Here is a 12710-nt window from a genome sequence, read left to right as displayed (position 1 = left end):
AAAACAATTCTCAAACGTTGGCCATGGTTGCGGCATATCTTTGCTGATGGCGGATACGCAGGACCAAAGCTCAAAGGCAGACTGGAAAAGGTCGGTAAGTTTACACTGGAAATCGTCAAGCGGTCCGATCTCGCTGAAGGTTTCGAATTACTCCCACGCCGATGGGTTGTCGAGCGCACTTTTGCATGGCTGGGACGATGTCGCAGACTGGCCAAAGACTTCGAGAAAACCATCGCTTCTTCCGAAGCGTGGGTCTACATCGCAAACATACGCTTCCTCACGCGGCGCATCGCAAGAGCCTGATATCGTTAAATTCATTATGATTCAGGCTCTGACGGCGCATTATCCGACAAGGCCACACCATGCGAAGGTGCCTGAAACCTGCCTTCTCTCAAGTGTTTCATATGCGTATTCTATTCGAATATTTAATATTAGAGCGGATATATTTTAGAAAACATTTATATTGTTGATAGATGTCAATATATTACATATTGTATTCAATTACGTTTATGACTATGAGTATCGTTGGGCTCACAGTTTGTTTAACGACCTTTCTCATTACCGCTTAAAAGAGAATGTATTTATGAAAACCTATACACCAATCGGTCTTGCAATTGGCCTTGCTGTGATTTCGAGTGTTCCAGCGTTTGCTGCCCCTCTCCCGGGCGGTGCAAGTACACTGCAGGAAACGTATCAGGACTGGACAGTTTCCTGTCAGTCCGAAAAAGAAACAACTGTCTGCGCTGTACGGCAGGATCAAAGCAGCACGCAGACGGGTCAGCGCGTTCTGACTGCCGAGTTGCGCAATACAGCTGGCGGTAAGGTTGAAGGCGTCATTCTAATGCCGTTTGGCCTTGATATCGCTAAGGGCGTAACGCTCAAGATTGATGAAGCTGACGGACCACAGCTGGCTTTTTCGACCTGTCTGCCACAGGGCTGTCTGGCACCAGTGAGTTTTGATGCCAAGCAAGTGGCCGCTTTGAAGGCCGGTACTAATTTGAACGTGAATGCGACTGCGCTTAGCCCAAGTCAGGCCGTGGCTTTTAAAATTTCATTGAAAGGCTACGGCGCAGCGCTCGACCGTATTATTGCACTCACGAAATAATTTGGGGGCACTTGATTTTAGCGGGTACAAAACGATATCCGCAGCATCGCAGATCATGCCGTATGGTTTCTACCGTGCGGCATTTTTTTGCGATCCGCGCTGATTGAAAATCTTATGCTTGTCCAGCCTGAAAAAGCCCTTCAAACTTAGAGCGGCTCCGGTGGATACATAACCCTTGTACCCGCTCCAAATGTTTGTCTTTATGCAATATACCACGTAAAACTGCATCGCGTTTGTGGTTCAAATGCTCCAAGTTATTTTGATACGACACTGGAGCGCGTTTCGATCTGATTGAATTGGATCGGCGCTCTAACTTATTATATTTAAAGCATAATCTTATCGACCCTCGTTTTACTCCGGTCGGATTATGCTCTAATGCGCATGAGAGAACGTCGCCAGCGCATGGTCATCAGCACCGAAACTATCGCAAGCCCTGCGGCCAGACCAAGCCAGACGCCTGAACCACCAAAGCCAAACTGGAACGCAAGCAGCGCGCCGAACGGCAACCCTACGCCCCAGTAGCCGACCAATGCCAGATACATAGGGACGCGCGTATCCCTGAGGCCACGTAGCATGCCTGCGGCTACTGCCTGTGCCCCATCGACAATCTGGAAAAGTGCCGCAAGCGCAAGGAATGTGACCGCAAGTTCGATAACGGCGAAGTTTTCCGGGTCCTTCAGGTTAAGAAACACACCGATAAACAAACGCGGAATCAGGATCATCAGCAGTCCCATGATCGCCATGAAACCAACGCCAAGTGCATAAGCGCTCCATCCCGCATAGGCCACAGCTTGAGTATCGCCGCGTCCATAGGCGCGCCCCACCCGTACCGTGGCAACCTGCCCGAAACCAAGCGGCACCATGAAACTCAGAGAAGCGACCTGTATCGCAACCGCATGGGCTGCCATTGCAGTAGGGCCTATATAGCCCATCATGACAACGGCCGCATAAAAGATCGACGTTTCAAACACAAAGGTCAGCGCCATCGGAAAACCAATGCGCCATAGCTCTATGAAACGCGGCCAGTCCGGACGCCAAAAACGTCCGAACAGCCGATAACGGCGAAAGCGGCGGTGGCGCATGGTAATGAATGCCATGCCCAAGAACATCATCGTGCTCGACAGAGTGGTGGCGATACCCGCGCCATGGAGTTCCATTCTTGGAAAACCAAAGTGGCCGAAAATCAGTGTCCAGCCAGCCAGCGCGTTAAACCCGATAGCAACTGCCGCAACAATCAGCGTCCACATCGGCTTTTCCATCGCCGCGAAGAATGAGCGCAGCACGATATAAAACAGATACGGCAACAGCGCCCATTGCAGCGTATGCATGAAATCGGTCGAGCGCGCGGCAATATCCGGTTGCTGGCCAAGGAAGAGGAATATTTCCTCGCAATGCCAGAGTACGATCCAGATCGGAATCGAGATGATGATCGCCGACCACATGCCCTGACGCACGGTACGGCGCACATCGCGCACTGAATGACGGTTCCTGCCCAGTGCAATAGCGATCATTGGCATCACAGCCGAAACCAGACCCATCGAGAAGATCATCAGCGTGTGATAAAAACTCGTGGTCAATAGCGCCGAGGCCAGTGTGTCCTTGCCAAGACGGCCAATGAAGATCACGTCGGTTGCCGTCAATGCAGCTTGCGAAAGATTGGTCAGAATCAGCGGCCAGCCCAATTTGAGAGCCGTCGCCATTTCCCGGGTCCAGCGCCGAACGCTGCTCATATGTGGCTCGTGAAAGCCCGCATCAAATGTATTGGTCACAGTTCACTCCCCCGAACCATCCGGGGCCGTCAACCCACCGGACAATCCATAGCTAAAACACGCGCCGAGACATCAAAGGCTCAGAGACCATGTCGATCTGAGGAGAATGGCGTGTGATACGAATATCGATCGTCCCATGCCGGCTAAGAGTGTTCATCGCTTCAGCAGCGATAACACCCCCACTTTTCGGGTTGTTCAATTTCTAATGGGAACGTTGTGGATGTTCCAGAAATTGATCCGGAGCCAAGCGGGCTGCGCATCGATTTGCACAAATTAAGAGCACAATGGATATCAGACTTGCTTAAAGAAGCAACACACCCTGGGAAGTAAATTCTTACCTCCTGACATGTGAGGAAATCAATTTCCAGACATGTCGCAAAAATGCATTTTCCTGTCCGCAGAACAGTTGACCCTAATATCCGATTATCTAGGAATGATGCAGACACAATTTTGCGAGGGAAATCATGCGAAGCACCAAGGTCATCCATATCGTCGGTTGTCACGCCGAAGGTGAAGTCGGTGATGTCATTGTCGGTGGTGTGGCCCCTCCTCCGGGTGAAACGGTCTGGGATCAGTCGCGCTTTATCGCCAGCGACGAGACCTTACGCAACTTCGTATTGAATGAGCCGCGTGGCGGCGTGTTTCGCCACATCAATCTGCTGGTACCGCCGAAGGACCCGCGTGCGCAGATGGGCTTCATCATTATGGAACCTGCCGACACACCGCCCATGTCTGGATCGAACTCGATCTGCGTCTCAACTGTCCTGCTTGATAGCGGCATCATTCCGATGCAGGAACCTGTGACACGCATGGTTCTTGAAGCACCGGGCGGTATTATTGAGGTGGAAGCTGAATGCCGGAACGGCAAGGCCGAGCGCATCAGCGTACGCAATGTGCCATCCTTTGCAGACCGTCTGGACGCTTCATTGGAAGTTGAAGGTCTTGGCACTATCACCGTCGATACCGCCTATGGTGGCGACAGCTTCGTCATCGTCGACGCAGCACTTATCGGCATGAAGATCGAACCCGGTCAGGCGCGGGAACTGGCAGAAATCGGCGTAAAGATCACCAAGGCTGCCAATGAGCAGCTTGGTTTCCGCCATCCGGAAAAAGATTGGAACCACATTTCATTCTGCCAGATCACTGAACCGGTGACACGCGATGGCGATGTACTCACCGGCGTCAACACCGTGGCGATCCGCCCGGCCAAGCTTGATCGCTCACCAACCGGTACCGGTTGTTCGGCGCGTATGGCAGTGCTGCACGCAAAAGGCCAAATGCAGGTCGGTGAAAGATTTATCGGCAAATCCGTACTTGGCACCGAATTTCATTGCCGGCTGGACAAGGCTCTGGAATTGGGCGGGAAACCCGCTATCAGCCCTATCATTTCCGGTCGCGCATGGGTGACAGGCACTTCGCAGCTCATGCTCGATCCAAGCGACCCGTTTCCGAGTGGATATCGCCTGTCAGACACTTGGCCGAATATGCCGGAATAAACTCACACCTCATCCTGAAGTGCGGCGCGTAGCGCAGCCTCGAAGGACGAGGTCCAGTGAGCACCTGAAACACAATGACCGCGCCTCTCGCAGCCAACCCCTCGCCCTCAACCCTTCGAGACGCCCCTACGGGCCTCTTCAGGATGAGGATCGAGGGGGAGAACAACAAGACACACAACAAAAAACCCCGCTCAAAGCCATGGCATTGGGCGGGGTTTATTTTAAATATTCAGGCCAAGATTACGCAAAATCGAGAGCGCGGTCGCCATCTTCATCCTTGATGCGCGATGGCAGGCCGATATGGTTGAGGATGTTGAGGAAAGGCTTTGGATTAAGCTCTTCCACATTGACCATCTTCTTCACATCCCATTCGCCCGAAGCGATCAGGATCGCGGCTGCAACCGGTGGTACGCCTGCCGTGTAGGAAATGCCCTGCGAACCAACTTCGTTATAGGCTTCCTTGTGGTCGGCAACGTTATAGATGAAGACTTCCTTCTCCTTGCCGTCCTTGGTTCCCTTCACGAAATCGCCAATGCAGGTCTTGCCGGTATAGTCTGGTGCCAGCGACGATGGATCAGGCAGAACGGCCTTGACCACCTTGAGCGGCACAACTTCCAGACCTTCAGCGGTCTTGACTGGCTGCTCAGAGAGAAGGCCCAAATTGTTCAGCACCGTGAAGACATTGATGTAGTGATCACCAAAGCCCATCCAGAAACGCACATCAGCGTTCGGATAGTTCTTTGCAAGCGAATGCACTTCATCATGGCCGGTCATATAGGCCTTGCTCGGGCCAACGACAGGCAGGTCAAAGGTGTGGCCAACTTCGAACATCTTGTTCGATTGCCAATCGCCATTCTGCCAGGAATAAACCGTGCCGGTGAATTCGCGGAAATTGATTTCCGGGTCGAAGTTGGTCGAGAACCAGCGGCCATGCGAACCGGCGTTGATGTCAACGATATCGATGGATTTGACTTCATCGAGATAATCGTCAGCAGCCAGACGCGCATAGGCATTGACCACACCCGGATCAAACCCAATGCCGAGAATGGCAGTGATGCCCTTCTCTTCGCATTCCTTCAGGTGCTTCCATTCGTAGTTGCCATACCACGGTGGAGTCTCGCAGATCTTTTTTGGGTCTTCATGGATCGCAGTGTCCATGTAAGCCACGCCCGTATCGATACAGGCGCGGAGGACCGACATATTGAGGAAGGCCGAGCCGACATTGATGACGATCTGAACGCCTGTCTTCTGGATCAGAGCCTTGGTGGCTTCCACATCCAGAGCGTCCAGCGCATGCGCTTCCAGCTTCACCTCAGTCTTGAGGCTCTTCTTTTCATGCACGCTATCGATAATCTTGCGGCATTTCTCAACCGTGCGGGACGCAATATGGATATCGCCCAAAATGTCAGAGTTTTGCGCACATTTATGTGCAACAACCTGTGCCACGCCCCCGGCGCCGATAATGAGAACGTTCTTCTTCATTTTCTGTCGATGCTTCCTCTTCCAGCGGTTACCCGCCATCTGTTTCTCGTCCCGATCACTTTCCCGTCGGAACACATGAGTTCATTGCAGTCTGAACCGCTGCAACAGGATCTTTATGAAAGCGACCCTTCAAAATCCGCATAATCAAATTCGCGGACAACTGTGACCGTGCCATCAAGTTCGCGCACGGCAATGGCTGGCATTTTCACGCCATTAAACCAGTTCTTCTTGACCATCGTATAACCGGCCGCATCTTCAAATGAGAGACGGTCGCCGATTTGCAAAGGCTTGTCGAAATTGAACTCGCCGAAAATATCACCGGCAAGGCAGGACTTGCCGCAGATCATGTAGCTATGATCGCCGTCGTTTGGTGCCATCTTCGCCTTTTCGCGATAGATGAGCAGGTCCAGCATATGCGCTTCAATCGAGCTATCGACGATGGCGAGGTTTTTGCCATTATAAAGCGTATCGAGGACCGTCACTTCCAGCGTCGTGGTCTTGGTGATCGAAGCTTCGCCTGGCTCCAGATAAACCTGTACGCCGAACTTTTCCGAAAACGACTTCAGGCGTGCGCAGAAATCATCGACCGGATAATTATCGCCAGTGAAGTGGATGCCGCCGCCAAGGCTCACCCATTCAACGCGATGCAGGAGCGAGCCGAACTTTTCTTCAATATCGTTCAGCATCTTGTCGAAAAGACCAAAATCGGAATTTTCGCAATTGTTATGGATCATGAAGCCGGTAACGCGGTCCATGACCTTCTCGACCTTGGCGACGTCCCATTCGCCAAGGCGGCTGAACGGGCGTGCCGGATCGGCAAGGTCAAAGCTCGATGACGAAATGCCCGGATTAAGACGCAGGCCGCGCTTGATATGCGACGCTTTATCGGCAAAACGCTCGAACTGGCCAATGGAATTGAAGATGATCTTGTCAGCATGGCTGATGACTTCATCAATCTCATGATCAGCATAGGCCACGCTATAGGCATGGGTTTCGCTGCCAAATCTCTCATGACCAAGACGCACTTCATTAAGCGAAGACGACGTCGTGCCGTCCATATATTCGCTCATCAGATCAAACACCGACCATGTGGCAAAGCACTTCAGCGCCAAAAGGGCCTTTGCGCCGGATTTCTCGCGCACGTAGGCAACCTTTTCCATGTTGCGCTTCAGCTTGGTCTTGTCGATCAGATAGTAGGGCGTCTGGATCATGAGCGTTCCGGGTCGTCAGTTGGGAAAATATGGCCTGTCCAGCTAGGCTGGCGAGCGCGTTGTTAGCTACAGGAGCTGTTACTGGACAGGCTTATAGGAAGCTTGTGACAGAAACACAAATCCGCCACAGACGTTTAGAGAAAAAATTCTCTGACGCGGCAGCGGATTCTGTAATTCTCAGCTTCATATAGAGTTTTTCCGCCGAATTTGAACCCCTTTGAATTTTTATTGATGCCGTTTTACTTCATCCCCCATTCCGAAGATCGAAAAAGCATTTTATAAGGTCGGCCATCGCGTGCGGTCAGCGGGCATCAACCCGCCACTGAAATGCGGGATAGGACCAGGGAAGAAATGCAGAATGATAATCCAGCCGCCACTGCAACAGCAGGGGCTACCGCAGGCTGGGGAGAATTGTTCGCGGGCAAGAATGCGATCCGTTCGCTGACGCTCGTGGGCGGCGTAGCACTCCACGCCATCAATGTTTTCATTGCCACAACCATATTACCAACTGTCGTCGCCGATATTGGCGGCATGGACTATTACGCCTGGAACACAGCGCTGTTTGTGACAGCCTCCATTCTTGGCTCGGCCCTTGTGCCAAAACTTCTTTCGCAGACCGGTCCACGTAACGCCTATCTTGTGGCAGCCATCATCTTTGCAGCCGGAACACTTGCCTGTGGTCTGGCACCGTCCATGCCAGCTATGCTTGCAGGCCGTGTCGTGCAGGGGCTTGGCGGCGGCATGATGCTGGCGCTGTCCTATGCCATGATCCGCATCGTCTTTGATGAATCGCTCTGGCCACGTGCCATAGCGCTCGTGTCCGGCATGTGGGGTGTGGCAACACTTGTTGGCCCGGCCATAGGCGGCATTTTTGCTGAACTTGGCGTGTGGCGCGCCGCCTTCTGGTCGCTCGTGCCGGTGATTGGTATCTTCGCCGTCATGGCAACATTGATCCTGCCAAAGCGCACGGGCGATGACGAAGCCAAAGACAAGTTTGCATGGCCGCAGCTTATTCTGCTGACTGCAGCTGTTCTGATCGTTTCGGCTGCGAGTATTTCGGCAAGCACATTCTGGAATGTCGCTGGCGTTTCAATTGCTTTTGCTGTGCTGATGCTGCTTGTCTGGGTAGAGCACAGATCCACAAAGCGCATCCTGCCAAAAGGCACATTCAGCATGAGCCGCCTTGGTGCACTTTATCTCACCATGGGTTTCCTTGGCGGGTCAGTCACGAGTTCTGAAGTGTTCGTACCGCTGTTCTTTCAGGTACTGCATAACCAGTCGCCACTGGTGGCCGGTTATCTTGCAGCGCTCATGGGCGGCAGCTGGACACTTGGCTCCATCGGCTCATCCGGCGTGACAGGCAAAAGCGTAAACCGGGTTATCCTTGCCGCACCCATTATGGGCATCGTCGGCATGATAACACTCGCAATTCTGGTGCCTCCGGGTAGTGAAGGGCATTGGTATAACCTGCTGCCAATCTGTCTTGCCATGGCAATTATCGGCTTTGGTGTGGGCATGACATGGCCGCACCTGCTTACCCGCGTGTTCAAACGTGCAGAAGCAGCGGACCAGAATCTGGCTTCGGCATCTCTGACTACGGTGCAGCTTTTTACTACGGCTATGGGTGCAGCACTTGCAGGAATGATTGCAAATCTGGCAGGCCTCAGCAATCCCGGCGGCTTTGCAGGAATATCAAATGCGGCCCTCTGGCTGTTCATTGGTTTTGCCGTCATGTCGAGCATTGCACTCTTTGCAGCGATAGCACTCGTTCGCAGCTCTCGCTGAGACAGGAAATATAGCCTCCTGAGCATATCATGCTTCGGAGGTTATCGTGATTAGAACAGAATTCCTTGAGACTGCATTTGGATTCGATTTAATTGCGCGGAGAATACCAATCGATGAACTCTTGATGTCGGGACGCAGAAGCATTATTCCAACTTCCGTAATCGCTAGAACGCCGTGCGCCTAATTGGGCGCAAAAAGGTCGCTCTAGAATTTTATGTTTGCTGCAAACTCCTTAAAATTTTTCAAGTTTAAGGAGTTTGCAGCGGCCGACTATGGTGCAGCATACCGGCAAATCACGACCTCGCGGAAGCCACCCTGAAGGCAGCCAGACGCGATCCCCTATGATTGCGATAAAAGTCGCTCACTTCCCACGAAGCGAGCACCGTGAAAAGCGAAACAGAGACAGTTCCGACAATGAGCAGCAATTTTAATCAGGAAACCGTTCTTGACGTTCACCACTGGACCGACAGGCTGTTTTCCTTCCGCACCACGCGTGACCAGGGCTTTCGCTTCCAGAGCGGCCAGTTCATCATGATCGGCCTTGAAGTGAACGGAAAACCGCTGTTGCGCGCTTATTCGATTGCTTCCAGCGTCTACGACGAACAGCTCGAATTTTTCTCGATCAAGGTGCAGGACGGCCCGCTGACTTCACGCCTGCAGCATTTGAAAGAGGGGGACAAGATTCTCGTCGGTAAAAAGCCGGTCGGAACGTTGCTCTATGACAACCTTATTCCGGGCGACAATCTGTGGCTGCTTTCGACCGGTACCGGCCTTGCGCCGTTCCTGTCGATCATCCGCGATCTGGAAGCCTATGAGCGCTATAAGAAAATCATTCTGGTCCATGGCGTGCGCGAAGTGAACGAGTTGGCCTATGCCGATCTCATCACCAAGCAACTGCCGGAAGACGAGTTCCTGGGCGAAATGGTGCGCGAAAAGCTCATCTATTACCCGACCGTGACGCGTGAAGAATTCCGCAACAAGGGTCGCCTCACCGACCTCATCAGCTCCGGCAAGATTTTTGAAGATCTCGGCCTTCCGAAATTCTCCGAGCAGGACGATCGCATGATGCTTTGCGGCAGTCCAGAAATGCTCGCCGACATGCGCCAGATTCTGGAAGGCCTCGGCCTTGAAGAAGGCAGCCAGAGCGAAGCCGGTCACTTCGTGATCGAAAAGGCTTTCGTCGAGAAGTAAAACACGAAGCATAGAGATGAAAAGGGAGGCACATGCCTCCCTTTTGTTTTTTGAGTGCTTTATGCAGGTCTCAACGTACCTGTTTATAGGATCGCCTTGAAATGTTTCTGAGATTATTTGCTTTCGTTATCGCTGTTCTTTTGCTCGCGCCTGTAGCGAATGCCGGGGATTTTGCTGGCAGCGGCCTCAAGAAACTCGCCGTTGTCGATCCAGTCGATAGCCGCCCGATGGAAGCAGTCGTCTTCTTTCCCAGCCCAGCAAATACACACGAGACTCAGATCGGGCCTTATCGAGTTGTCGCATCACCAACGGCCCCAATTGCAGAAGGCCATTTTCCTGTGATCTTGTTGTCGCACGGCACAATGGGCAGCATGTGGGGGCATCATGATCTGGCCGAGGGCCTTGCCCGAAATGGCAATATCGTTGTGACCGTGACCCATCCCGGCGACAATTTCAAAGACCCAAGCCGACTGGGGACCACAAGCTCAACATACGGTCGTCCGATGCAGATTTCGGCAGCGCTAAATACAGCGCTCGAAGATACGACCCTTGCTCCTCATATAGACAAGGATCGTATCGGTTTTGTGGGCTTCTCGGCGGGCGGCACGACGGGCCTTATCCTCGCAGGCGCAAAGCCCGATCTTTCGGGGCTTGAACATTACTGCGCCCAACGTCCGGATGATCACAGTGTCTGCGAGGCTAAGGGTAAAATCAGAATTGATCGTCCTAATCTAACGCCAAAGGCTGACCCGCGCATTGGTGCTTATGTCTTTCTGGCACCGCTCAGCGTCATCTTTGCACCTGACAGTCTGACGGCAGTGAAAGCGCCGACCCTGATCTATGTCGGCGATCGGGACGAAGAATTGTCGTCAAAAGAGAATGCTGTGGTTCTTGCTTCTGAGCTACCCAAAGCACAATTGAAGATAATCGAACAAGCCGGACACTTTACGTTTCTCGCGCCTTGCTCAACGGAACTTGCTGAAGCGGCGCCAGTGCTATGCACCGATAATCCCGGTTTAGATAGAACCGCGCTTCATGAGCGTATCAATATTGAAATCGCTGCATTTTTCGACAAAACTCTGGGGAAGCCAAACTAGAGCGTATCAGGTTTAATCGCACCCATGGTGCTCGCTCTAGATTCTTTTAATTGTCGCATGTTCGCGAACGTTAAATGAATCCATTTAACTGAGACATGCTTTAGAGCGTCGTGCACCCACTTAGGCGCACAAAGGTCGCTCTAACACGTTAAAATTATGCTCTAGTACGTTCCTGCTTGGCTTTCGGCATTGTGGGCATTATGCTCGCGATCATGATAAAGTGTTCGAGTACCCCCTGCATCGCGCTCCTGTGATTACATCACAAGTTTCATCACTGGGAGCATGAACGCAAGCAACCTTCCGGTTTCTTGCGGGTCTTTCGTTTGCATATATGTAGGCGAATAAATGCCGATTTGATCGGCGATTGTGCATTATCCCGTACAAAGCTGCTTCGTCACTTTTGCCGGATATGCTTGATGCAGTGAGCATTATCATGAAAAATTACTTCGAAAGCCCATTCAAGGGCATCACGCTCGACAAACAGGTCACAAATCCGAACATCGTCGTTGGGCGCTACAGCTATTATTCTGGCTATTATCATAGCCATAGTTTTGACGACTGCGCCCGCTTTCTCCTGCCCGATGAAGATGCCGATAAGCTTATCATCGGCAGCTTTTGCTCTATCGGATCGGGTGCCGTTTTCATCATGGCGGGTAATCAGGGCCATCGACACGACTGGATCAGCACCTTCCCGTTCTTCTTCATGCCAGAAGTGGACATATTTGCGGGTTCTGAAAACGGCTACGCCCCATCAGGCGATACAATCATCGGCAATGATGTCTGGATCGGCTCAGAGGCTATTATCATGCCCGGCGTGAAGATCGGCCATGGCGCGATTATCGGCACACGTGCATTGGTCACGCGCGACGTCGAACCCTACGCAATTGTCGGCGGCAACCCTGCCCGCACCATCCGTTCGCGTTTCGACGAAGCAAGCGTAAAAATGCTCCTGGAAATGCAGTGGTGGGATTGGTCTGACGATCAGTTGAAGGGGGCCATGGCCATTTTAACCAGCGGTGATACTGCAGCGCTTTATCACTATTGGCAGAGCGCCGTTCACGGCAAGTGACCTATTACAGTGGTTCCAGTTAATATTGAATCGTTGGAGCCGCTTTAACTATTTGTTTTTTACGCATTTCCGAACGCAAAACCGGTTCCCACTTTTGCTGGAAATGCTTTAAACCGAGGCCTGTTCGCAAACTGCGAACAGGCTATCAGCGCGATGCGGCAACGAAGTCTGATCTTCGCACAATGTAACTCCAGTTCGTATTTCACAAATGAAAAAACATGATTGCAATATTCATGTTTACATGGCAATTGTAACTGACTGACTATCAGTCAGTGCAAGCGGCAATCTGGAAGGCTGGCTAAAGTGTGCGTGCAGGTCTTTCAGGTTGTCGTCCTCAAGAATGAACCAAAGATGGTACTGCGGTTCGGTTCGATCTGACTGTTTGTTCCTAACACGTGAAATCCCGGACCTATTTTAAGCTGTTCGGGATGCACGCGATCCTTATTAACGCGCATCTTCACCGAAAACCGCTTCGCACTTTTCGGGATGCGCTCCAAGACTGCTG

10 protein-coding genes are annotated in these 12710 nt (G+C 52.1%); 7 read left to right on the top strand and 3 right to left on the bottom strand.

The features are described from left to right. Together OIV19_RS03185 and OIV19_RS03180 are read left to right on the top strand one after the other, a co-directional pair. The coding region (locus OIV19_RS03185) for a transposase (RefSeq protein WP_264230640.1) at positions 1-303 on the top strand (303 nt) is incomplete at its 5' end. Positions 304-583: 280 nt separating this feature from the next. After that, positions 584-1105, top strand: a complete 522-nt coding sequence (locus OIV19_RS03180; protein ID WP_264230639.1) for an invasion associated locus B family protein — start codon at positions 584-586, stop codon at positions 1103-1105. A 365-nt stretch (positions 1106-1470) separates the two neighbouring features. On the opposite strand, the gene OIV19_RS03175 is transcribed toward OIV19_RS03180, so the two are convergent. Next, complete coding sequence (locus tag OIV19_RS03175; RefSeq protein WP_095446068.1) at positions 1471-2874, bottom strand: MATE family efflux transporter; 1404 nt, start codon at positions 2872-2874, stop codon at positions 1471-1473. Between the two features lie 464 nt (positions 2875-3338). Between OIV19_RS03175 and OIV19_RS03170 the strand changes: the two genes are divergently transcribed. After that, positions 3339-4370, top strand: a complete 1032-nt coding sequence (locus tag OIV19_RS03170; protein WP_264230638.1) for a trans-3-hydroxy-L-proline dehydratase — start codon at positions 3339-3341, stop codon at positions 4368-4370. A gap of 240 nt (positions 4371-4610) precedes the next feature. Here OIV19_RS03170 and OIV19_RS03165 read toward each other — a convergent pair whose 3' ends face one another. Beyond that, positions 4611-5852, bottom strand: coding sequence for a saccharopine dehydrogenase family protein (locus OIV19_RS03165; protein ID WP_264230637.1), 1242 nt, complete (start codon positions 5850-5852; stop codon positions 4611-4613). Between the two features lie 113 nt (positions 5853-5965). Next, complete coding sequence (gene nspC / locus OIV19_RS03160) at positions 5966-7063, bottom strand: carboxynorspermidine decarboxylase (protein ID WP_264230636.1); 1098 nt, start codon at positions 7061-7063, stop codon at positions 5966-5968. Between the two features lie 351 nt (positions 7064-7414). Here nspC and OIV19_RS03155 point away from each other — a divergent pair, with 351 nt between their 5' ends. The 4 genes from OIV19_RS03155 to catB all read left to right on the top strand — a co-directional run bounded on the left by OIV19_RS03155 (position 7415) and on the right by catB (position 12205). Next, a complete protein-coding gene (locus tag OIV19_RS03155; RefSeq protein ID WP_264230635.1) occupies positions 7415-8848 on the top strand; it encodes an MFS transporter in 1434 nt (477 codons plus the stop codon). Between the two features lie 414 nt (positions 8849-9262). Beyond that, positions 9263-10039 carry a ferredoxin--NADP reductase gene (locus OIV19_RS03150; RefSeq protein WP_264230634.1) on the top strand — a complete coding sequence of 259 codons (777 nt, stop codon included), beginning with the start codon at positions 9263-9265 and terminating at the stop codon, positions 10037-10039. Positions 10040-10140: 101 nt separating this feature from the next. Next, positions 10141-11136: an alpha/beta hydrolase gene (locus OIV19_RS03145; RefSeq protein WP_264230633.1), complete on the top strand. Its 996-nt coding sequence runs from the start codon at positions 10141-10143 to the stop codon at positions 11134-11136. Between the two features lie 433 nt (positions 11137-11569). Beyond that, on the top strand, positions 11570-12205 hold the full coding sequence (gene catB / locus OIV19_RS03140; protein ID WP_264230632.1) for a type B chloramphenicol O-acetyltransferase: 636 nt from the start codon (positions 11570-11572) through the stop codon (positions 12203-12205). The last annotated feature ends 505 nt before the right edge of the window (positions 12206-12710 follow it).

Origin of the sequence: Brucella sp. HL-2 (assembly GCF_025846885.2) — a bacterium.
Taxonomy (GTDB): Bacteria; Pseudomonadota; Alphaproteobacteria; order Rhizobiales; family Rhizobiaceae; genus Brucella; species Brucella quorumnocens.
This window is presented reverse-complemented; position numbering and strand designations above follow the sequence as displayed.